Origin of the sequence: Streptomyces sp. RKND-216 (assembly GCF_004795255.1) — a bacterium.
In the GTDB taxonomy this organism is placed as follows: Bacteria; Actinomycetota; Actinomycetes; order Streptomycetales; family Streptomycetaceae; genus Streptomyces; species Streptomyces hazeniae.
The window spans coordinates 2,566,479-2,587,474 of the sequence record NZ_SSBQ01000002.1 but is presented as its reverse complement, the minus strand read 5'-3'; the positions used below and the strand labels follow the sequence as shown (position 1 = coordinate 2,587,474).

Below are 20,996 nucleotides of genomic sequence, written 5' to 3'. Positions count from 1 at the left end.
CGTAGACGACCGCCGAGAACCGTCGGGAGGGGACGGCCGGGCGCCGTCAGAGGGCGCAGCTCTGGCTGTCGACGGGGCCGAGGTTGTCCGTGCTGCCGGCCTTGATGTCGGGGAGGACCTCGTCGGCGGTGAGGGCGTAGCCCGTGCGGTCGTTCTCCAGCGACTTGGCGAACACCACGCCGTAGACCTCGCCCTGCGGGGTCAGGAGCGGGCCGCCGGAGTTGCCCTGGCGGATCATCGTGTAGAGCGAGTAGACCTCGCGGCGGACGGTGCCGCGGTGGTAGATGTCCGGGCCGTTGGCCCTCAGCGTGCCGCGGACGCGGGCCGACCGTACGTCGAACGCGCCGTTCTCCGGGAAGCCGGCCACGATCGCGCCGTCGCCGCTCTCCGCGTCGCCTTCGGCGAACTCCAGGGAGGGGGCGTCCAGGCCGGGCACGTCGAGCACGGCGACGTCGCGCTCCCAGTCGTAGAGGACCACGGTGGCGTCGTAGAGACGGCCCTCGCCGCCGATCTGCACGGTGGGTTCGTCGACGCCGCCGACGACGTGCGCGTTGGTCATCACCCGCTCGTCGTCGAAGACGAAGCCGGTGCCCTCGAGGACCTTGTCGCAGCTGGTGGCCGTGCCGACGACCTTGACGATGGACTCCTTGGCGCGGGCGACGACCGGGCTGTTCGCCAGGGCGGGGTCGGGCGGCGGGACCTCGGCGATGGGCTCGTTGGAGAAGGGGGAGAAGACCTGCGGGAGACCGTTCTGCGCGAGGACGGAGGAGAAGTCGGCGAACCAGTTGTTGGCGTCCTCGGGGACGACCTGGGAGACGCCGAGCAGCACGCGCGAGCTCCGCACCTCCTTGCCGACGGTGGGCAGTGCGGTGCCGGCCAGTGCGGAGCCGATGAGCCACGCGACCAGCAGCATGGCCAGCACGTTGACCAGCGCGCCGCCCGTGGCGTCCAGCACACGGGCGGGGGACCAGGTGATGTACCGCCGGAGCCTGTTGCCGAGGTGCGTGGTGAACGCCTGGCCCACGGAAGCGCACACGATGACGACGACGACGGCCGCCACCGCGCCGAGCGTGCCCGGGGGCGCGTCGTCGGTAAGTTCGCTCCACAGCGGGGGCAGCACCAGGATCGCCGCGAGCCCGCCCCCGAGGAAGCCGATCACGGACAGGACGCCGACGACGAAGCCCTGCCGGTAGCCGACGAAGGCGAACCACAGGGCCGCGAGCACGAGCAGTATGTCCAGCACGTTCACCGCGTCACCGTCTCATGCCTGCCAATCGAGCGGGACGAGGTTTTCCCGGTCCCACGGCCGCTCCCAGCCTGCGAAGTGCAGGATGCGGTCGATGAGTCCGGCCGTGAAGCCCCACACCAGCGCCGAGTCGACGGCGAACGCGGGCCCGCGGTAGCCGCGGGGGTGGACGACGGTGACGCGGTTGGCCGGGTCGGCGAGTTCGGAGACGGGCACGGTGAACACCCGGGCGGTCTCCGCCGGATCGACCGGCGAGACGGGCGTCGGCTGGCGCCACCAGCCGAGGACGGGCGTGACGACGAAGCCGCTGACCGGGATGTAGAGCGCGGGCAGCGTGGCGAAGAGCTGCACGCCCGACGGGTCGAGGCCGGTCTCCTCCTCGGCCTCGCGCAGCGCCGCGTACAGCGGCCCGTCGCCGTCCGGGTCGCCGTCCTCGGGGTCGAGCCCGCCGCCGGGGAACGACGGCTGGCCGGCGTGGGCACGCAGGCTCGAGGACCGTTCCATCAGCAGCAGCTCGGGTCCGTGCGCGCCCTCGCCGAAGAGGATCAGCACAGCGGACGGCCGCCCGCCGCCCTCGGGCGGCAGGAAGCGGCTCAGCTGCTCCGGGCGCACGGTGGAGACGGCCCGCAGCACGGGCGTCAGCCACTCAGGCAGGCCGTCGGGGCGGATCTCGACGTCGACGGGCACGGTGCCGTTCCGGCCGTGCGCGGACGCCCCGGCCCCCGGGCAGGGGCCGGGGGAGGGGCGGGTCACCGAGCCCCCAGCGGGGGCGCCGGCTCGCCCGGGTAGTCGGCCGGGGGCTTCAGGCGCTGGCCCGGCTTGCCGCCCATCTCGTACTTGAGCAGCTTCCGGGCCCTTTCCGGGTCGGTCTCGCCCTCGCCGAACGCCGGGCAGAGCGGGGCGACGGGGCAGGCGCCGCAGGCCGGCTTGCGGGAATGGCAGATGCGGCGGCCGTGGAAGATCAGACGGTGCGAGAGCATCGTCCATTCGCTCTTCGGGAAGATCTCCGCGATCTCCTTCTCGACCTTGTCCGGGTCGGTCTGCTCGGTCCAGCCGAAGCGGCGCACGAGGCGGCCGAAGTGGGTGTCGACGGTCAGGCCGGGCACACCGAACGCGTTGCCGAGTACGACGTTCGCCGTCTTGCGGCCCACGCCGGGCAGGGTGACCAGGTCCTTCATCGTGCCCGGCACCTCGCCGCCGAAGTGGTCCCGCAGCGCCGCGGAAAGGCCCAGCACCGAGCGCGCCTTGGCGCGGAAGAACCCGGTCGGGCGCAGCAGCTCCTCCAGCTTCTCCGGGTCGGCGGCGGCCATGTCCTCCGGCGTCGGGTAGGCGGCGAACAGCGCGGGCGTCGTCTGGTTGACCCGCAGATCGGTCGTCTGGGCGGAGAGGACGGTGGCGACGAGCAGTTGAAACGGGTTCTCGAAGTCGAGTTCGGGGTGGGCGTAGGAGTAGACCTCGGCCAGCTCGCGGTTGATGCGCCGGGCACGCCGCACCATGGCGAGGTGCGACTCCGGCTTCCGCGCCGCCGCTCTCCGTGCCGCCGTCCGCCGCGGCGCGGTCTTCTCCTCGGCCTTCTTCGCGGCTGCGGGCTCCCTGCCGGAGCCTCTCCCTGCCGCGCCGGCCGCCGTGTCCTTCGCTGCGCTCTTCTTCGTCGATCTCACCGAGCGTGTACCCTCCGTCGCCCCAGTGTGCTGCCCGGATGCCTGTTCGCCCAGAGCGGAATCGTCCGCCTCCGTCACTCGCCCGGCCCCCTTCCTGCGCGTTCGACCGGGGTATCAGCCACCCGGCCAGACTAAAGGGGGCCACTGACATTCGCCCCGCACGAGCGCAATTCGCGGCTCAATCGGCCCCCTGCCGTAGGGGTGGGCGGGCGCGTACGTCAAACTTGTGACTGATCGCACCGCTTTACCGTCCGGCATCATGGGGCCACAATCCCCATGGGCAGGTCGACAAGGAGAGAACTCGTGGACGACGTTCTGCGGCGCGCCCCGCTCTTCGCGGCGCTCGATGAGGAGCAATCCGCCGAGCTGCGCGCCTCCATGACCGAGACGACGCTCGCCCGCGGCGAAGCACTCTTCCACGAAGGGGACCCCGGCGACCGGCTCTACGTGGTCACCGAGGGGAAGGTGAAGCTGCACCGGACCTCACCGGACGGGCGGGAGAACATGCTGGCCGTCCTGGGCCCCGGCGAGCTCATCGGAGAGCTGTCCCTCTTCGACCCCGGCCCCCGTACGGCCACCGCCTCGGCGCTGACCGAGGTCAAGCTGCTGGGCCTGGGCCACAACGACCTCCAGCCCTGGCTGAACGTGCGTCCCGAGGTGGCCTCCGCGCTGCTGCGGGCCATCGCCCGGCGGCTGCGCCGCACCAACGACTCGATGTCCGACCTCGTCTTCTCCGACGTGCCGGGCCGTGTCGCCAAGCAGCTCCTGGACCTGTCGCGCCGCTTCGGTGTGCAGTCCGAGGAGGGCATCCACGTGGTGCACGACCTCACGCAGGAGGAGCTGGCGCAGCTCGTCGGCGCCTCCCGGGAGACGGTCAACAAGGCGCTGGCGGACTTCGCCGGCCGCGGCTGGCTGCGTCTGGAGGCCCGTGCGGTGATCCTGCTGGACATCGAGCGGCTGGCCAAGCGCAGCCGCTGACACCGTCGGCCTCCTGAGGCCCTCCCGCTCCATGCCCCGAGCGCCGGGCGGCTCCCTCCGGGGAGCCGCCCGGCGCTCGTCTCACACCAGGCCGCGCTCCGTCAGGTACTCCAGCTGGGCGCGCACGGACAGCTGGGCCGCCGGCCACAGCGCCCGGTCCACGTCCGCGTACACGTGCGCGACGACGTCCTGCGCCGTGCGGTGTCCGGCCTCCACGGCCGTCTCCACCTGGGCGAGCCGGTTCGCGCGGTGCGCGAGGTAGAACTCGACGGCGCCCTGCGCGTCCTCCAGCACCGGCCCGTGCCCCGGCAGCACGGTCGCGACCCCGTCGTCCACGGTGAGCGACCGCAGCCGGCGCAGTGAGTCCAGGTAGTCGCCGAGCCTGCCGTCCGGGTGCGCCACCATGGTGGTGCCGCGGCCCAGCAGGGTGTCGCCGGTCAGGACCGCACGGTCGGCCGGCAGGTGGAAGGAGAGCGAGTCCGCGGTGTGCCCTGGGGTCGCCACCACGCGCAGCTCCAGCCCGCCGGTCGTGATCACGTCGCCCGCCGCCAGACCCTCGTCGCCGAGCCGCAGCGCCGGGTCCAGCGCGCGCACCGGCGTACCGGTCAGCTCCGCGAAGCGGGCCGCGCCCTCCGCGTGGTCCGGGTGGCCGTGGGTGAGCAGGGTGAGGGCGACGCGCTTGCCGGCCCGCTCCGCCGTCGTGATCACGTTCCGCAGGTGGCCCTCGTCGAGCGGGCCGGGGTCGAGGACCACGGCCAGGTCGGAGTCCTGCTCGCCGACGATCCAGGTGTTGGTGCCGTCCAGGGTCATCGGCGACGGGTTCGGTGCCAGCACGCAACGCGCGCGCGGGGAGCCCGAGCCGTCGATCGGGCCGCCGAGCGGGCGTCCGGGGAGAGCGGAGGGGTCGGTCACGGCGCCACCCGCTTGGTGAACTCGTCGTGGCCCGGCCAGCTCAGTTCGATGCGTCCCTGCTCGTCCAGCCGGGCCTGGGCCAGGACCGGGTCCAGGTCGCGCTCGGCGGAGCCGGCGAGCGCCGCGGCGGGAGAGCCGTACTCCTGAAGCTGCCGCAGGGTGGCGATGGTGGGCGGCATCATCAGCAGGTCGCCGCGGTCGTAGCCGGCGGCGGCGTCCGCGGGGCGGATCCACTCCGTGCGGTCGGCCTCCGAGGAGGCGTTGCGGGTGCGCTGCCCCTCGGGGAGGACGGCGACGAAGAACCAGGTGTCGTAGCGCCGTGCCTCGAACTCCGGGGTGACCCAGCGGGCGAACGCGCCCAGCAGGTCGCTGCGCAGCAGCAGGCCGCGACGGGCCAGGAAGTCCGCGAACGACAGGTCGCGCGCCACGAGCGCGGCGCGGTCGGCCTCCCAGTCCTCGCCCGTGGTGTCGGCGACCACGGTGTCCGCGTCCGGGCCGGCGAGCAGGACGCCCGCCTCCTCGAACGTCTCCCGCACGGCCGCGCAGACGATGCCCTGCGCGGTCGCCTCGTCGGTGCCGAACCGCACGGCCCACACCGAGCGCGCCGGGCCCGCCCAGCCGATCTCCGCGTCCTCGGCCTCGTCGCGCGGGTCGACGGACCCGCCGGGGTAGGCGTACGCGCCGCCGGCGAACGCCATGGAGGCGCGGCGGCGCAGCATGTGGACGGCGAAGTCGCCCGCCGCACCGCCCCCGCCCGCCGCACCGTCCCCGGTGGTCTCCCGCAGGAGCATCACGGTGGCGGCCCGGCGCGGCGTGACGGGCGTGAGGTCGCCCGCCGCGAGCGCCCGGATGCGCTCCGGCCACTCCGGCGGGTACCACTGGCCGTTCTTGGTGGTCATGGGGCGGATGCTACGGGTCGGTCGCCGGATGTTCGAGGGCGCCCGGCGGCGGCACCGCCCCGGTGGCGGCACCGCCGGACGGTGCGTGCGCCGCCCGTCATCCGGCCGTCACGCCGTTCAGTCCGCCAGCTCGACCTGGATCTCCACCTCGACCGGCGCGTCCAGCGGCAGCACCGCGACGCCCACCGCGCTGCGCGCGTGGACGCCCTTGTCGCCGAGGACCTCGCCCAGCAGCTCGCTGGCTCCGTTGATCACACCGGGCTGCGCGGTGAAGTCCGGAGCGGAGGCCACGAACCCGACGACCTTCACGACGCGCGCGATGCGGTCCAGGTCGCCGACCACCGACTTGACCGCGGCCAGCGCGTTGAGTGCGCACACCCCGGCCAGTTCCTTCGCCTGCTCCGGGCTCACCCCGGCGCCGACCTTGCCGGCGGCGGGCAGCTTGCCGTCCACGAACGGCACCTGGCCGGCCGTGTACACGTACGACCCGGTCCGCACCGCCGGCACGTACGCGCCCGCCGGGGCGGCGACCTCCGGCAGCGCCAGGCCGAGTTCGGCGATCCGCGCCTCGACGGAGCCGCCCGCGGTCACCCCTTCTCCCGCTTGAGGTAGGCCACCAGCTGCTCGGCGTTCGGGCCAGGCACCACCTGGACGAGCTCCCAGCCGTCCTCGCCCCAGGTGTCCAGGATCTGCTTCGTCGCGTGCACGAGGAGCGGCACGGTCGCGTATTCCCACTTCGTCATGGCACGACCCTAGCCTCTACGGGTTCGGGACGGACGCGGCACGGGGGCGCTACGCGTGCGGGGGACCGGTCCTGGTTAGGCTCCGACACGTGAGCAGGCTGCACGTAGTCACCGGCAAGGGCGGGACCGGCAAGACGACGGTCGCCGCCGCACTCGCGCTGGCGCTGGCCGCCGACGGCAGGCGCACGCTGCTCGTCGAAGTGGAGGGACGCCAGGGCATCGCACAGCTCTTCGAGACGGAGGCGCTGCCTTACGAGGAGCGGAAGATCGCCGTCGCGCACGGCGGCGGGGAGGTGTACGCGCTCGCCATAGACGCCGAACGGGCTCTCCTCGACTACCTCCAGATGTTCTACAAACTGGGCGGTGCGGGGCGCGCGCTGCGCAAGATGGGAGCCGTCGACTTCGCCACCACCATCGCCCCCGGGCTACGCGACGTGCTGCTCACCGGCAAGGTGTGCGAGGCCGTGCGACGCCGCGACAAGCGCGGCAGGTGGGCGTACGACGCGGTGGTGATGGACGCGCCGCCCACCGGGCGCATCACCCGCTTCCTCGGCGTGAACGACGAGGTGGCCGGGCTGGCGCGGGTCGGCCCCGTGCACCGGCAGGCCCAGGCCGTGATGGGCGTCCTCAAGTCCGCCGAGACGGCCGTGCACCTCGTGACGCTGCTGGAGGAGATGCCGGTGCAGGAGACCGTGGACGGCGTCGCCGAACTGCGGGCCGCCGGACTGCCGGTGGGCGGCGTGGCGGTCAACATGCTGCGCCCCCGGCTGCTGGACGAGCCGGCCACCGCGACCGTGGCGGCCGGCGATGACGTCGTGCCGGCAGGGCTGGCGCGGGCGTTCGCGGCCGCGGGCCTCGGCGGCGCGGGGCGCGGCGGGCGGGCGGAGCAGCTCGTCGCGCCGTTGCTGAGACAGGGGCGCGAGCACGTCGAACGGGTCGCCCTGGAACGGGCCGAGCGTGCCGAGGTCGACGCGCTGGGGCTGCCCGTGTGGGAACTGGAGCTGCTGGACGAGGGCGTGGACCTGGCGGGCCTGTACGGACTCGCCGCCGACCTGGCGGACCAGGGGGTGCGGAAGTGAGCGCGGGAACGGGCGCCGCGGGTGGTGCTGCGCGGAGCCACGGAGCGCTGGAGGACGTGCCGGTGCTCGAGATCGACCCGCTGCTGGACGACACGGAGACGCGCATCGTGGTCTGCTGCGGCTCCGGCGGGGTCGGGAAGACCACCACGGCCGCTGCGCTCGGGCTGCGGGCGGCCGAACGCGGCCGCAAGGTCGTGGTGCTGACCATCGACCCGGCACGGCGGCTGGCGCAGTCCATGGGTCTGACCGCACTCGACAACACCCCGCGCCGGGTACCGGGCGTCGCCGAGGACAAGGGCGGCGAACTGCACGCCATGATGCTCGACATGAAGCGCACCTTCGACGAGGTCGTCGAGGCGCACGCGGACGAGGAACGCGCCCGCGCCATCCTGGAGAACCCCTTCTACGCCTCGCTCTCCGCCGGGTTCGCCGGCACCCAGGAGTACATGGCCATGGAGAAGCTCGGTCAGTTGAGGGCGCGCGACGAGTGGGACCTGATCGTCGTCGACACCCCGCCGAGCCGCTCCGCGCTGGACTTCCTGGACGCGCCCAAGCGACTCGGGTCCTTCCTCGACGGGAAGTTCATCCGGCTCCTGACCGCGCCGGCCAAGGTCGGCGGCCGGGCCGGTATGAAGTTCGTGAACCTGGGTGTGGCCGGCCTGTCGATGTTCACCGGGGCGCTGGACAAGCTGCTCGGCGCGTCCCTCCTGCGCGACGTGCAGACGTTCGTCGCGGCCATGGACACCACCTTCGGCGGCTTCCGCACCCGCGCCGACGCCACCTACCGGCTGCTCCAGGGCTCCGACACGGCCTTCCTGGTGGTCGCCGCACCGGAACGGGACGCGCTGCGCGAGGCGGCGTACTTCGTGGAACGGCTGGGTGCCGAACGCATGCCGCTGGCCGGGCTGGTGCTCAACCGGATGCACGGCAGCGGCGCGTGCCGCCTCAGCGCGGAGCGCGCCGCGGCGGCGGCGGAGGCTCTCGAGGGCCCGGGTGTTACGGCCTCCGGGGCTTCTGAGGCGTCCGGGGCGTCCGAGGTGCACGAGGCGGGACCCGTGGCGCCGGAGGACGCCGCCCTGGCGGCCGGCCTGCTGCGGCTGCACGCCGAACGGATGCGCGTCATGGGGCGCGAACGCCGGCAGCGCGACCGGTTCGTCGCCCGGCACCGCGAGGTGCCGGTGGCGGAGATCGGCGCTCTGCCCGGCGACGTGCACGACCTGGAAGGCCTGCGTGCCGTCGGCGGTCGTCTGGCGGCCCACCCGGGCGCGGACGGACCAGGTGGTGCGGAGACGCGCGGCCGGCCCGCCGGTCCGCCTGCGGACTAGCCCGCGGCAGCCGCGGCGTAGCGCCGGTACCGTGCCTCCGCGTGGGCGATCACCGCCGTCGGACCGTCCACCACCGCGGCGGTGGCGTCCACCACCGGGCGCTCGGCCGCGGCGCCGTCCATCACGCCGTCGTCGACGACCGGGCCGCCGAGTTCGTCGGGCAGGACGCCCGTGCTGCGCTCGTACTCCGAGCGTGCGGTCTCCAGAAGGCGGCGCCACGAGGTGACGGTCGGGCGGCGCCGGAGCAAGGCTCTGCGCTCCCGCTCCGTCATCCCGCCCCACACGCCGAACTCGACGCGGTTGTCGAGGGCGTCGGCCAGGCACTCGGTGCGCACCGGGCACCCCGTGCAGACCGCCTTGGCGCGGTTCTGTGCCGCGCCTTGTACGAACAGTTCGTCCGGATCGGTAGTGCGACAGGCGGCCTGTGCACTCCAGTCGGTAACCCAGCCCATACCGGTGCCGTCCTCTCCCGAATCGAGGCTCCCCCACGGCGGCGAGCGGCATATTCACCGTTGCCAGTTGAGGACGTTACGGAAGCCTGCCCTCGGTGCAACACCCCCTGCGGGTCCAATCTTGAATGGCCCGATCGGACTATGCGTACGCGGCAGATCACCCACCGGAGTGACGGGGCGGCAACCTGCGCTTTTCTGGCGGCGTGGGACGATCGGCGCGCCGGGCTCCCGGGCGCGGTGCACGAGGACCGGTCCGCGCCGGCAGCATGAGGGCAGCCGTGACGGCAACTGTGGGGTGGTCGGTGCCCGCCCCGAAGTCGCTCGTGAGAGCCGCCTGCTGACGGTGTGTCGACCTCTGCGGGGCGTCGTGGTGTCCGTCCCGCTCGTCGGCGGGCGGCGCGCTGACGGGGCGGTCGCGCGGACGCCTCAACTTCACGGGCGCCTCAACTGCACGGGCGCCTCAACTGTGCGGATCTCTCAGGCGCGTGGATGCCTCAGACGTGCGCCGAACCAGCGCGCCCGGCGGCCCAGGATGCGCGGGATGCCCAGTGCGGGCTCTCGGGGGTGTCGGAGAGCGAGCCGGTCCCCGCCCCGTACGGGACGCCCCCTCCTCGGACCCTTGTGCTCGCGTGCCACGTCACGATGGTCGTGCGTCAAGCCCATACTTCGGTCTCTGCCCGGCGTCCATGGTCGGTAACCGCACTTCGTTCACTCGTTCGGGGCTTTCCTCGGGCATATGTGCGGCTGCCTTCCGGAACTCAGCGATCTGGTTCGGGGTCGCGCAGCCAGTCGATCAGTTCCGCGGTGAAGACCTCCGGGTCCTCCTCGTGCGGAAAGTGCCCGAGGCCGTCGAACAGGCGCCAGCGGTACGGCGCTTCGACATACTCGCCGGAGCCGGCCGCGCTGCGTGTCCGCAGCACCGGGTCGAGGGACCCGTGCAGATGCAGGGTGGGCACCCGGACCGGCCGCTTCATGCGGCGGTTGAACTGGAAGCCGTCCGGCCGTGCCATCGACCGGACGAGCCAACGGTACGGCTCGACCGAGCAGTGCGCGGTGGAGGGGATGCACATGGCCCGGCGGAAGCGGTCCAGCGTGTCGTCGTCCAGGGTGCCGTCCAGCTTGGGCCCGGACCACTCGCGGATCAGCCGGGCCACCAGGGCGCCGTCGTCGGCCGTGAGCCGGCGCTCCGGAATCCACGGGCGCTGGAAGCCCCAGATGTGGCTGCCGGCCGCGCTCTGCCGCATGTCGGTGAGCATCGCGGCCCGCCAGCGGCGCGGATGCGGCATCGAGGCGACGGCCAGCCGGCGGACCAGCTTGGGGCGCATCACGGCCGCCGTCCACGCCAGGTAGCCGCCCAGGTCGTGGCCGACCAGCGCGGCGTCCGGCTCGCCGAGCGACCGGATGACCCCGGTGACGTCGAGGGCCAGGTTCGCCGGGTCATAGCCGCGCGGGGTGCGGTCGCTGCCGCCCACGCCGCGCAGGTCCATGGCGACGGCGCGGTAGCCGGCGTCCGCCAGCGCGGTCAGCTGACGCCGCCAGGTCCACCAGTACTGCGGGAAGCCGTGCAGGAGCAGCACCAGCGGCCCTTCGCCGGCCTCGGCGATGTGGAACCGCGCGCCGTTCGCCGCCACGTCCCGGTGGGTCCACGGCCCGTCGGGGCGTACGACGGCGGCGGTGCTGTCAGGGTGCGTCATGGCCTGAGCGTGTCACACCCCGGACTTCTCCATGGACACCGAGGAGCGGACGACCTGCTTGTCCACGGACACGGAGGGACGCGAATGCGGCTTGACGTTCTGGAGCACGGCCGCGGACTCCTTGGCCGACGCGATGGCTCGCTTCGGCGGCTCGATGCGCTTGAGGGCGGCCTTCGCCACGAGGGCGAGCAGCAGTGCCAGGACGATGAAGGCGCCGCCGACGATCAGGAACGACCAGGCGAGGCCGAGCCCCAGGTTGTGGATCCCGTAGGCGGCGGCGAAGGACAGCACTGGCAGGGAGAACAGCAGCAGGACCGCGGCCACGATGCCGGCGCCGCCCCCGATGGCGCCGCGCTTCACGTCCTGGCGGATCTCCGCCTTGGCGAGCGCGATCTCGTCGTGCACCAGGGCGGACAGCTCGGTGGTGGCCGAGGCGACCAGCTGGCCCAGGCTCCGGTCGTCTGCGGCTGTGCTCATCGCTGTCTCCCTCTGGTTCGGTTACCGGTCGGTCATCCGATGATGCCGGACCATCGTCCCCCTGCGTGTACCCACGCGCGTCGCGGGGGCACCGGAAGGCCTTCCGCCTGCCGGTGCCCCCGCGACGTGTGCACCGCCGGCACCCACCTGGCTGTGCGGGCACGGCCGGGTGACGTGGCGTCGGCGCCGCCGCCCTCGCCGGGCGGTCGCGCTCAGTCCTCGCTCGGGGCGCTGGGCATCTTGGCCTCGATGAGGTCCATCACCGAGGAGTCGGTGAGCGTGCTGACATCTCCCCGCTCACGGTTTTCCGCGACGTCACGCAGCAGACGGCGCATGATCTTGCCGGAACGGGTCTTGGGCAGCTCCGCAACGGCCAGGATCTGCTTTGGCTTCGCGATCGGTCCGAGCTGCTTGGCGACGTGCTGCCGCAACTCCTCGGAGAGCCCTTCGTCCTCGGCTGCAGAGCCGCGCAGGATCACGAACGCCACGATGGCCTGCGTGGTTTGCGGGTCGGTGGCGCCGACCACCGCGGCCTCGGCGACCTTGGGGTGCGCGACCAGCGCGGACTCCACCTCCGTGGTGGAGATGTTGTGGCCCGAGACGAGCATGACGTCGTCGACCCGGCCGAGCAGCCAGACGTCGCCGTCGTCGTCCTTCTTCGCGCCGTCGCCCGCGAAGTACTGGTTTTCGAAGCGGGACCAGTAGGTGTCGAGGAAGCGCTTGTCGTCGCCCCAGATGGTGCGCAGCATCGAAGGCCACGGCTCGGTGAGCACCAGGTAGCCGCCCCCGCCGTCGGGGACCTCGCGCGCCTCGTCGTCCACGACGGTCGCGGAGATGCCGGGAAGCGGCACCTGGGCGGAACCGGGCTTCGCCTTCGTCACGCCGGGCAGCGGGCTGATCATCATGCCGCCGGTCTCCGTCTGCCACCAGGTGTCCACCACGGGCGTACGGTCCCCGCCGATGTGGTGGCGGTACCAGACCCACGCCTCGGGGTTGATCGGCTCGCCGACCGAACCAAGGATGCGCAGCGACGACAGGTCGAACTTGGCCGGGATGTCGTCGCCCCACTTCATGCACGCGCGGATCGCGGTGGGCGCGGTGTAGAGCAGCGTCACGCCGTACTTCTGGACGATCTCCCACCAGCGGCCCTTGTGCGGGCTGTCCGGGGTGCCTTCGTACAGCACCTCGGTGGCGCCGTTGGCCAGCGGCCCGTAGACGATGTACGAGTGTCCGGTCACCCAGCCCACGTCGGCGGTGCACCAGAACACGTCGGTCTCCGGCTTCAGGTCGAAGACCGCGTGGTGGGTGTAGGCGACCTGCGTGAGATAGCCGCCGGTGGTGTGCAGGATGCCCTTCGGCTTACCGGTGGTGCCGGAGGTGTAGAGGATGAAGAGCGGGTGCTCGGCGTCGAAGTCCTGCGCGGTGTGCCGGTCGGACTGCCGGTCGACGAGGTCGTGCCACCACACGTCCCGGTCGTCGTGCCAGGCGATGTCCTCCTGGCCGGTGCGGCGCACGACCAGCACCGAGCGTACGTTCTCCGTGCCCGGACGGGTCAGGGCCTCGTCGACGGCCGGCTTCAGGGCGCTGGCACCGCCCTTGCGGTAACCGCCGTCGGCGGTGATGACCACGCGGGCGTCGGCGTCCTGGATGCGGGTGGCCAGGGCGTCCGCGGAGAACCCGCCGAACACGACGGAGTGCGGGGCGCCGATGCGCGCGCAGGCCAGCATGGCGACGACGGTCTCCGGGATCATCGGCATGTAGACCGCGACCCGGTCTCCCGCCTGCACGCCCAGCTCGGTCAGGGCGTTCGCCGCCTTGCAGACTTCCCCCTGGAGATCCGCGTAGGTGAGCGTGCGGGTGTCGCCCGGCTCGCCCTCGAAGTGGAAGGCGACCCGGTCGCCGTTGCCCGCCTCGACGTGCCGGTCGACGCAGTTGTAGGCGACGTTGAGCTTGCCGTCGGCGAACCACTTGGCGAAGGGCGGGTTGGACCAGTCGAGCGTCTCGGTCGGTTCGGTGCCCCACGAGAGGCGACGCGCCTGCTCGGCCCAGAAGCCCAGCCGGTCGGCCCTCGCCTGCTCGTACGCCTCCGCTGCCACGTTGGCGTGGGCGGCCAGCTCAGCGGGAGGAGCGAATCGACGCTCCTCCTTGAGAAGATTGGCCAGGCTCTCGTTACTCACGACATCTCCCTTTCCCAGGGTGTCCGTTGTGTCCCATGCCTAGCTCATCAGCCCGTGCGCCCCCGTGACAAGGGTTGACGCGGGATATTGGTTTAGACCTGTTGAGGGTCTTCGCTTCGCGCGGGCTCACAAGGGACCTGCTCCGCCTGCGGAAGCGTGGGCACCGCATCCCGAGCGGGCCGGCGCGTCACGTCCGCCCACCTCTCCGTCGGCCTCTTCGTCTTCCGGCCGTACAGGGAGGAACACGGGTCGCGCCTCGCGCAGGGACGGTGCGAGATCCATGACGTACGCCTGGGCCTCCCGGACGTGGAAGTACATGCCGTGCAGCTCCAGGGCCCCCTCCGCCACGCGCTGGGCCACGCAGGGGTGAGCGACGAGGTGCTCGAGCTGCTGGACCACGTTGGCGAGACACAGCGCCTCCAGAGCGTCCGAGGTGCGGCCCGGAATGCTCGGCACCGAGCCGGGCTGCTCGGCCGCCCGGCGCACGCTCGACGCGCCGTGTCGCAGCCACCTGCCGAGCGAACTGTCTACGGCAGCCGCGTCGGAGGCGTGCAGTGCCTGCATCGCCCCGCATCCGGAATGCCCGCAGACGGTGATCGACTCGACCTCGAGCACCTCCACCGCGTACTCGATCGCCGCTGCGACCGAGTCGTCCCCGCTCTCCTGGCCGGGCAGCGGCACCAGATTGCCGATGTTCCGTACGGTGAACAGGTCTCCGGGGCCGCTGGAGGTGATCATGCTGGTGACCAGCCGGGAGTCCGCACAGGTGAGGAACAGTTGCGACGGACGCTGCCCCTCGGCGGCCAGCCGGGCCAGCTCCTTGCGGACCCGTGGCGCCGTGGACCGCTGGAAATTCCGCACGCCGCCCAGCAGCTGCCCCCGGCGCGCGGTGTGTTCCGGGCGCTCGTCGGAGGTCGGGCGGGTGCACTGGTGGTTGCGCCACGGCGTCCAGGGCGAGCATCCGTGAGCAGCGGAGGGCTCGGCGATCTGTCTGCCCTCCCGACCCTTGACCTCCACGCCCCCTCCGCGCGCCTCCTGGGCGGCGCGCCACTCCTGCAGGGTCTCGAAGGCCGCGTGGTCCATGAACGACCCGTCCAACTCGACCACGGCGTCGGCTCCTTCCGGAACGCGTGCGAGTGCGCGGCTGAGCCGGGGCACGGCGAGGAACGTGAGCTGCCCGCGCACGTGGACCCGGTGGATGTCGCCGTCCTCCCGGGTGGTGATCCGCGTGTGGGTCAACCTGTTCAGCGCGACGGCCACGGCGAGGACGATGCCGATCCCCACGCCCTCCAGCACGCCGAGAAGCACCACCCCGGCGAACGTCGCCGCGTACACCAGCGCCTCCCGGTGCCGGGTGACCGTCCGGATGTGGGAGATCTTCACCATCTGGACGCCGACCACCATCACCAGTGCGGCCAGTGCCGCGAGGGGAATCCGTTCCAGGATCGTGACGGCCAGACCGGCTGCGAGCAGCACCCATACGCCGTGCAGGATGGAGGAGTTGCGGCTGACCGCTCCCGCCGCGACGTTGGCCGAGCTGCGCACCGCCACGCCCGCGACGGGGAGGCCGCCGAGGGCACCGGAGACCACGTTGGAGGCGCCGAGGCCGCGCAGCTCCCGGTCCAGGTCGGCGCGCGGCACCTGGTCGTCGCCGGTCCGCGCGGCGGTGAGCTTGTCCATCGCCACGGCGCTGAGGAGCGTCTGCACGCCGGAGACCATCATGATCGTGAGCAGCCCGGCGAGCAGCCCCAGCAACGGTCCTTCGGGGAGCTGGGGAAGTGCGTGACTCCGCCACGAGGGCAGGTCGACCCTGGACAGACCGAGACCGGCCGCTGTCGCCACGACGGTGGCCAGGCCGACGGCGGCGAGCGGTCCGGGCACTTTCGCCAGGAAGCCGCCTGATCCGCCGGGAAGCCGGCGTAGCCACGGCCAGCTCAGCAGCACGCCGACGGTGAGTGCGCTGACCGCGAGGGCCGTCGGGCGGGTGTCGGCGAGTTGCCCCGGGAGTGCGGCCAGGTTCGCCATCGCGGAACTCTCCGGGCTTCCGCCGAGGACGATGTGCAGCTGTGCCAGGGCGATCGTGACGCCGATGCCCGCCAGCATGCCGTGCACGATCGCCGGGCTCACGACGAGCACCGACCGGGCGACCCTGAGCCGGCCGAGGACGAGTTGCACCAGGCCCGCGCCCACGGTGAGTGCGCAGGTGGTGCGCCAGCCGTAGACGTTGATCAGGTCCGCGGTGACGACCGTGAGACCGGCGGCGGGCCCGCCGATCTGGAGCGGCGCGCCGCCGAGCCGTCCCCCGACGATGCCGCCGACCGCGGCGGCGACGAGTCCGGCCTGGAGTGGAGCCCCCGTCGTCAGCGCGATGCCGAGAGAGAGCGGCAGCGCGATCAGGAAGACCGTGACGGACGCCGACAGGTCGGCGACGTGGCGGTTCCGACGGCGAATCCGGTCCGGGTCGTGGGAAGCGTGGCTCTTCACTCCGAGGGCTTCGCCGGCGCTGCGGGGAGGGCGTGCGGGGGTGGTGGACGGCATCGTTCGGCACCTCCGGGCGTATGGCGTATGCGTCTTCACCTGCGCATACGGGACAAGTGAAAGATCGTGACTACTCTCAGTAGCGGTAAAGGAAGCGTAAGGGTAAGTAAAGACTTGGAGAAGTCGGCGGTGATGATCACTGCGAATGTTCCGCCTTGCGAGTGAAAAAGTCAGCAAGTCCGCTTGTCATACCGGCTCTTCCCTCCTGCCGGTGCCACGTTGGGGCGGCGTCCATCGCGCACATCAGCTGGACGGCTGTTCTTCCCGACTTGTGAGGATGAGGTGAGCCCATGACCGTCAGGAGACGCCGGGCCGCGGGTACGGCCACGCTGACCGCCCTGGCACTGCTGCTCGGCGGATGCGCCGGGCCCGCGGGTGAGGACGCGGACGACGGCCGGTCGTCGCAGAGCTCCGACGACGAGGCGCCCCGGGTCAAGCCCCGTTTGCTGGGGGACGGCTCCACCGCCGTCACCGGTCGGCAGCCCGGCCGGCACGTGCCGAGCAGACTCGCGCCCGGCGCGAAGCCGCCCCAGTTCGTGGTCTTCTCGTGGGACGGCGCCGGCGAGGACGGGAACCGCCTCTTCTCCCGCTTCCGCAAGCTGGCGAAGGAGTACGACGCCTCCATGACCTACTTCCTCAGCGGCATCTACCTGCTGCCCGAGGAGGAACGCGCGCGCTACCACCCGCCCGGACACTCGGTGGGGGCGTCCGACATCGGCTACCTCGACGACGAGGACATCCGGGCCACTCTCGAACAGCTCCGCCTCGCCTGGCTCGACGGAAGCGAGGTCGGCACCCACTTCAACGGGCACTTCTGCGGTCCGGGTGGCGTCGGCAGCTGGTCGGTGCAGGAGTGGAAGAGCGAGATCAGGCAGTCCAAGTACTTCGTCCAGCACTGGAAGACCACCACGGGCTGGAAGGGGATGCCCCCGCTGCCCTTCGACTACGACAAAGAGCTGATCGGCGGTCGCACCCCCTGCCTCGAAGGCCGTGACAACCTGCTCCCCGCAGCCAGGGACATGGGATTCCGCTACGACTCCAGCGGCAACGGCACCCAGGTGTGGCCCGGCAAGGAGGAAGGGCTGTGGGACCTGCCGTTGCAGCAGATCCCCATGCCCGGGCGTTCGTTCGAGACCCTGTCGATGGACTACAACTTCCTCGCCAACCAGTCCGGCACGGTCAAGGGTGACCCCGCCAAGCGGGCGTACTGGGAGCGCCAGTGGCACGACGGACTCCTGCAGGGCTTCCGCCGCGCCTATGAGGGCAACCGCGCCCCGATGATCATCGGCAACCACTTCGAACAGTGGAACGGTGGCATCTACATGGACGGCCTCGCCGAAGTGATCAAGACGGTGTGTTCGCTGGAGGACGTGCGCTGCGTCTCCTTCAGGCAGCTCGTCGACTGGCTCGACGTCCAGGACCCGCGCGTGCTGGCGAAGCTCCGCACACTGGGCGTCGGCGAGAAGCCAAAGGGTGGATGGGAGCAGTTCCTGGCCGGGAAGGCCGCCCGGTCGGTGGCACCGTCCGCCGCCGCTCCCCCCGCTGCGCCCGACGCCAGGTAGGCCGGATCGGCTGCGCCCGACCGCAGCCGATCGCAGTCGGCGGTCAGACCGGCTGCGGTGCGCCGACCGTGAGCGCGGACTCCCGGAGCACGAAGCCGGGGTCGACCTGGGCAGCCAGGTCGACCCCGGTTCGCGCGTTTCCCCAGCTCTCCGCGTTGCGCAGGTGGAAGTGCACCATCTGCTGGGTGTACCGCTCCCAGTCGCGACGCTCGTACGTCTCGTCCGCGGCGATGTGCAGGGCCGCGAGCGCGGCGGCATCGGTCTCGCCGAGTGCCCTGAACGGGCGCGGACGACCCCGTTCGGCGGACCTCACCCAGTCCGAGTGTCCTAGAACGGTGAGCAGGTCGTCACCCACTTCCGACCGGAGGAATGCCAGGTCGTCGGCGTCCTGCACCTTGTTGCCCACCACGTGCAGCGCGACGCCGAAGTCCCGGGCGTACTCCTTGTACTGCCGGTACACCGCGACGCCCTTGCGGGTCGGCTCGGCCACCAGGAACGTCATGTCGAAGCGGGTGAACATCCCGGAGGCGAACGAGTCGCTTCCGGCGGTCATGTCGACCACCACGTACTCGTCACGACCGTCCACCAGGTGGTTCAGGCAGAGTTCCACCGCGCCGACCTTGGAGTGGTAGCAGGCGACGCCGAGATCGGACTCGGTGAACGGTCCGGTGACGAGCAGCCGGACCGTGCCCTCGTCCAGCGTCACCTTGCGGGCGCAGGCGTCGAAGACCGGGTTGTCCTCGGTCACCCGCAACAGACGGGAGCCCTCGCCCGGCGGCGTCGTCTTGATCATCTTGTCCGCGGAAGGGATGCGGGGGTTCGACCCGCGCAGGTGCTCCTTGATGAGGGGCAGGTGCGCGCCCATGGCGGGCAGCGCTGCGGCAGCCGCCTCGTCCATGCCCAGGGCGGCCCCCAGGTGCTGGTTGATGTCGGCGTCGACGGCGAGGACCGGGAGGCCCACGGCGGCGAGACGGCGGATGAACAGGGAGGACAGCGTGGTCTTGCCACTGCCGCCCTTGCCGACGAAAGCGATCTTCATGTTCATCAGCGTAACCGGACGGTCGCGAAGAGTGGTGAAGGTGAGTGAACAAGACCACTCGATCGAGGGGCATGGGGCACGGCGGGGGTGCGTAGGCTCATACGCATGAGTAACCCCGCCGGTCGCCCTGCCGAAGACCCCCTGGCTCCGCTCGCCGAACTGCCCGGCGTCGCCGGGGCCGTGGAATCGGTGCGGAAATCCGTCGACCGGGTCTACGGGCACCGGGTCATGAGGCGCCGCAGCGCCGAGATCAGCTCCGAGGCTGCCCTGCGCGGGGCGCGGGCCTCCGCGGCGCTGGCAGGCGCGGACTGGGCACTCGAAGAGGTCCGGCGCCGCAGCGACTTCGGCGTCGAGGGGGAGGCCCGCACCGTGGGCGGCGCGCTGCGGGTGACGGCGGAGTGCGGGCAGCTTCTGAGTGTCTGGCGTCAGTCGCCGTTGCGGGTACTCGCCCGGCTCCATCTGGTCGCCGTCGGCGGAGCCGGAGGGGACGATGCCGTGGGGCGTCCACGGCTGGCGGGCGAGCCGGTCGACTCCACGCGCGAGCCGGCCCTGCCGGGCGTGCCGCTGCCGGACGCCGACGAGGTGGCCGGCCGCCTGGACGGTCTCGGGCGGCTTCTGGTGGCCGGATCGTCCGCCCCTGCGCTGGTGACCGCGGGGATCGTCCATGGCGAGATCCTGGCGCTGCGTCCGTTCCGCTCGCACAACGGCCTCGTGGCCCGCGCGGCGGAACGGATCGTTCTCATCGGCAGCGGGCTGGACCCGAAGGCGGTGTGTCCGTCGGAGGTCGGGCATGCTGAAGTCGGCGCCGCAGACTACCTGGAAGCACTCGCCGGCTACGCGTCCGGCACACCCGAGGGCATGGCGGAATGGCTCGCCCACTGCGGGAAAGCCGTCGAACTGGGGAGCAGGGAGAGCACGGCGGTGTGCGAGGCACTCCAGCGCGGTGCCGCCTGACCCTCCGCCCCGGAGGCTCGCGGTGACCGGAGTTCTCCGGGTCGCGGCAGCAGGCACGCGGTGCGCAAGGATGCGGCGGCACCGCGAACGGTACCGCCGCTGGCATGTTCACCGAGTTACCAGTGCGTGCTCCACATAGCGTCCATCAGGTCGGGACTTTGCCCGTCTCCTGGTGCGACTGGCCCGAATCGCGGGTCGGCTGCGCGTGGGTGCCCGGTGTTCATGCGTCCGGTCCGTGGGGCCTTGTTGCGTGAACGGGATCCTCTCGGATGCCGCCGGTCTCGCGGGCCGTTGACTCCTTTGTACCGCTGGCGGAGATCGAGTGGAACCCCCGCCCGGACATCTTTACTTTCGCCTTCAAGCAGCCCCGAAGCGGGCACGCCGTCTGCCGCTGTACCACACCGCGGCGGCCGTGGCGGCGCCCGCGAGCAGGGCGGCACCTGCCACGGCGAGCGTCGGGCGGGAGGGCAGGGAGAACGAGGGCAGGCGCTGCTTCAGTCGCACCGGGCGGCTGAAGCCCAGCATCGGCCAGCCCCGTGCGAGCGCCTCCCTGCGCAGCGCGCGGTCCGGGTTGACGGCGTGCGGATGACCGACCGATTCCAGCATCGGCAGGTCGGTGGCCGAGTCGCTGTAGGCGTAGCAGCGGCTCAGGTCGTACCCCTCGGACGCGGCGAGCTCCGCGATGGCCTCCGCCTTTGTCGGCCCGTACGCGTAGTACTCCACCTCGCCGGTGAAGCAGCCGTCCTCCACCACCATGCGGGTCGCGACCACCTTGTCGGCGCCGAGCATCTCACCGATCGGCTCCACGACTTCGGCGCCCGAGGTGGAGACGATCACCACGTCACGTCCGGCGAGGTGGTGCTGCTCGATGAGCGTGGCCGCCTCGTCGTAGATGATCGGATCGATGCGCTCGTACAGGGTCTCCGCGACGATCTCCTTCACCTGCTGCACGTTCCAGCCGCGGCAGAGGGCGGACAGGTACTGCCGCATCCGCTCCATCTGGGCATGGTCGGCGCGACCAAGAAGAAAGACGAACTGGGTGTAGGCGGTGCGCAGCACCGCCCGGCGATTGATCAAGCCACCTTGGTAGAAGGACCTGCCGAAGGTGAGCGTGCTCGACTTCGCAATGACCGTCTTGTCCAGATCGAAGAAGGCGGCCGTACGGGGCAGCGACTGGTTTTCCACGGCACTGAGCATAGGGGCCCACCATTCGGCGTAAGCTGTGGCGCGTGGGTTTGCCTGAGAAGGCTCTCGGGTACA

Annotated in this window: 19 protein-coding genes; 5 read left to right on the top strand and 14 right to left on the bottom strand. The window is 71.8% G+C overall.

The annotated features are described in order from the left end of the window. Positions 1-46: 46 nt before the first annotated feature. The 3 genes from E4198_RS11450 to nth all read right to left on the bottom strand — a co-directional run bounded on the left by E4198_RS11450 (position 47) and on the right by nth (position 2,907). On the bottom strand, positions 47-1,249 hold the full coding sequence (locus E4198_RS11450) for a MarP family serine protease (RefSeq protein WP_136183062.1): 1,203 nt from the start codon (positions 1,247-1,249) through the stop codon (positions 47-49). Between the two features lie 12 nt (positions 1,250-1,261). Continuing rightward, the gene (locus E4198_RS11445; RefSeq protein WP_136183061.1) at positions 1,262-1,933 is read right to left on the bottom strand and encodes a CoA pyrophosphatase; all 672 of its coding nucleotides are present in this window, start codon (positions 1,931-1,933) and stop codon (positions 1,262-1,264) included. Between the two features lie 62 nt (positions 1,934-1,995). Next, entirely contained in the window at positions 1,996-2,907 is a 912-nt protein-coding gene (nth, locus tag E4198_RS11440) for an endonuclease III (RefSeq protein ID WP_247597638.1), read from the bottom strand. 303 nt (positions 2,908-3,210) lie between these two features. Between nth and E4198_RS11435 the strand changes: the two genes are divergently transcribed. Continuing rightward, on the top strand, positions 3,211-3,885 hold the full coding sequence (locus tag E4198_RS11435; protein ID WP_027765274.1) for a Crp/Fnr family transcriptional regulator: 675 nt from the start codon (positions 3,211-3,213) through the stop codon (positions 3,883-3,885). 81 nt (positions 3,886-3,966) lie between these two features. Here the strand turns inward: E4198_RS11435 and E4198_RS11430 are convergent, their stop codons facing one another. From E4198_RS11430 to E4198_RS11415, 4 genes are all read right to left on the bottom strand, one after another. Then, positions 3,967-4,797, bottom strand: a complete 831-nt coding sequence (locus E4198_RS11430; protein ID WP_136183060.1) for an MBL fold metallo-hydrolase — start codon at positions 4,795-4,797, stop codon at positions 3,967-3,969. Next, positions 4,794-5,696: an NUDIX hydrolase gene (locus E4198_RS11425; RefSeq protein ID WP_136183059.1), complete on the bottom strand. Its 903-nt coding sequence runs from the start codon at positions 5,694-5,696 to the stop codon at positions 4,794-4,796. The genes E4198_RS11430 and E4198_RS11425 overlap by 4 nt, the downstream gene beginning before the upstream one ends. 117 nt (positions 5,697-5,813) lie before the next feature. Beyond that, positions 5,814-6,287, bottom strand: a complete 474-nt coding sequence (locus E4198_RS11420; RefSeq protein WP_136183058.1) for a RidA family protein — start codon at positions 6,285-6,287, stop codon at positions 5,814-5,816. After that, positions 6,284-6,439: a DUF4177 domain-containing protein gene (locus E4198_RS11415; RefSeq protein ID WP_136183057.1), complete on the bottom strand. Its 156-nt coding sequence runs from the start codon at positions 6,437-6,439 to the stop codon at positions 6,284-6,286. The genes E4198_RS11420 and E4198_RS11415 overlap by 4 nt, the downstream gene beginning before the upstream one ends. A gap of 89 nt (positions 6,440-6,528) precedes the next feature. Here E4198_RS11415 and E4198_RS11410 point away from each other — a divergent pair, with 89 nt between their 5' ends. Both E4198_RS11410 and E4198_RS11405 read left to right on the top strand, forming a co-directional pair. Continuing rightward, positions 6,529-7,518 carry an ArsA-related P-loop ATPase gene (locus E4198_RS11410; RefSeq protein ID WP_136183056.1) on the top strand — a complete coding sequence of 330 codons (990 nt, stop codon included), beginning with the start codon at positions 6,529-6,531 and terminating at the stop codon, positions 7,516-7,518. A 47-nt stretch (positions 7,519-7,565) separates the two neighbouring features. Next, positions 7,566-8,843 carry an ArsA family ATPase gene (locus tag E4198_RS11405; RefSeq protein ID WP_247597904.1) on the top strand — a complete coding sequence of 426 codons (1,278 nt, stop codon included), beginning with the start codon at positions 7,566-7,568 and terminating at the stop codon, positions 8,841-8,843. Here E4198_RS11405 and E4198_RS25800 read toward each other — a convergent pair. The 5 genes from E4198_RS25800 to E4198_RS11370 all read right to left on the bottom strand — a co-directional run bounded on the left by E4198_RS25800 (position 8,840) and on the right by E4198_RS11370 (position 16,181). Continuing rightward, positions 8,840-9,295, bottom strand: coding sequence for a WhiB family transcriptional regulator (locus tag E4198_RS25800; protein ID WP_348771299.1), 456 nt, complete (start codon positions 9,293-9,295; stop codon positions 8,840-8,842). The genes E4198_RS11405 and E4198_RS25800 overlap by 4 nt on opposite strands. Positions 9,296-10,053: 758 nt before the next feature. Next, positions 10,054-10,989 carry an alpha/beta hydrolase gene (locus tag E4198_RS11385; RefSeq protein WP_136183053.1) on the bottom strand — a complete coding sequence of 312 codons (936 nt, stop codon included), beginning with the start codon at positions 10,987-10,989 and terminating at the stop codon, positions 10,054-10,056. A gap of 12 nt (positions 10,990-11,001) precedes the next feature. Continuing rightward, positions 11,002-11,466 (bottom strand): phage holin family protein, encoded by a 465-nt coding sequence (locus tag E4198_RS11380; protein ID WP_136183052.1) that lies wholly within the window; start codon positions 11,464-11,466, stop codon positions 11,002-11,004. A 212-nt stretch (positions 11,467-11,678) separates the two neighbouring features. After that, a complete protein-coding gene (gene acs / locus E4198_RS11375; protein ID WP_136183051.1) occupies positions 11,679-13,643 on the bottom strand; it encodes an acetate--CoA ligase in 1,965 nt (654 codons plus the stop codon). A gap of 126 nt (positions 13,644-13,769) precedes the next feature. Beyond that, positions 13,770-16,181, bottom strand: a complete 2,412-nt coding sequence (locus E4198_RS11370; RefSeq protein WP_136183050.1) for a SulP family inorganic anion transporter — start codon at positions 16,179-16,181, stop codon at positions 13,770-13,772. Positions 16,182-16,471: 290 nt separating this feature from the next. Between E4198_RS11370 and E4198_RS11365 the strand changes: the two genes are divergently transcribed. Further along, entirely contained in the window at positions 16,472-17,743 is a 1,272-nt protein-coding gene (locus E4198_RS11365; protein WP_136183049.1) for a hypothetical protein, read from the top strand. A 43-nt stretch (positions 17,744-17,786) separates the two neighbouring features. On the opposite strand, the gene E4198_RS11360 is transcribed toward E4198_RS11365, so the two are convergent. After that, positions 17,787-18,782, bottom strand: coding sequence for an ATP-binding protein (locus E4198_RS11360; RefSeq protein WP_136183048.1), 996 nt, complete (start codon positions 18,780-18,782; stop codon positions 17,787-17,789). 105 nt (positions 18,783-18,887) lie between these two features. Here E4198_RS11360 and E4198_RS11355 point away from each other — a divergent pair, with 105 nt between their 5' ends. After that, positions 18,888-19,736, top strand: coding sequence for an oxidoreductase (locus E4198_RS11355; protein ID WP_136183047.1), 849 nt, complete (start codon positions 18,888-18,890; stop codon positions 19,734-19,736). Between the two features lie 357 nt (positions 19,737-20,093). Here the strand turns inward: E4198_RS11355 and E4198_RS11350 are convergent, their stop codons facing one another. Further along, a complete protein-coding gene (locus tag E4198_RS11350; protein WP_136183046.1) occupies positions 20,094-20,933 on the bottom strand; it encodes an HAD family hydrolase in 840 nt (279 codons plus the stop codon). Positions 20,934-20,996 lie beyond the last annotated feature (63 nt).

What these genes read in the sequence shown, in the direction of transcription:
- E4198_RS11385 (WP_136183053.1), bottom strand. Translation starts at nt 10,989, where the DNA reads ATGACGCACCCTGACAGCACCGCCGCCGTCGTACGCCCCGACGGGCCG.
- E4198_RS11355 (WP_136183047.1), top strand. Translation starts at nt 18,888, where the DNA reads ATGAGTAACCCCGCCGGTCGCCCTGCCGAAGACCCCCTGGCTCCGCTC.
- E4198_RS11425 (WP_136183059.1), bottom strand. Translation starts at nt 5,696, where the DNA reads ATGACCACCAAGAACGGCCAGTGGTACCCGCCGGAGTGGCCGGAGCGC.
- E4198_RS11350 (WP_136183046.1), bottom strand. Translation starts at nt 20,933, where the DNA reads ATGCTCAGTGCCGTGGAAAACCAGTCGCTGCCCCGTACGGCCGCCTTC.
- E4198_RS11360 (WP_136183048.1), bottom strand. Translation starts at nt 18,782, where the DNA reads ATGAAGATCGCTTTCGTCGGCAAGGGCGGCAGTGGCAAGACCACGCTG.
- E4198_RS11380 (WP_136183052.1), bottom strand. Translation starts at nt 11,466, where the DNA reads ATGAGCACAGCCGCAGACGACCGGAGCCTGGGCCAGCTGGTCGCCTCG.
- E4198_RS11365 (WP_136183049.1), top strand. Translation starts at nt 16,472, where the DNA reads ATGACCGTCAGGAGACGCCGGGCCGCGGGTACGGCCACGCTGACCGCC.
- E4198_RS25800 (WP_348771299.1), bottom strand. Translation starts at nt 9,295, where the DNA reads ATGGGCTGGGTTACCGACTGGAGTGCACAGGCCGCCTGTCGCACTACC.
- E4198_RS11415 (WP_136183057.1), bottom strand. Translation starts at nt 6,439, where the DNA reads ATGACGAAGTGGGAATACGCGACCGTGCCGCTCCTCGTGCACGCGACG.
- E4198_RS11370 (WP_136183050.1), bottom strand. Translation starts at nt 16,181, where the DNA reads ATGCCGTCCACCACCCCCGCACGCCCTCCCCGCAGCGCCGGCGAAGCC.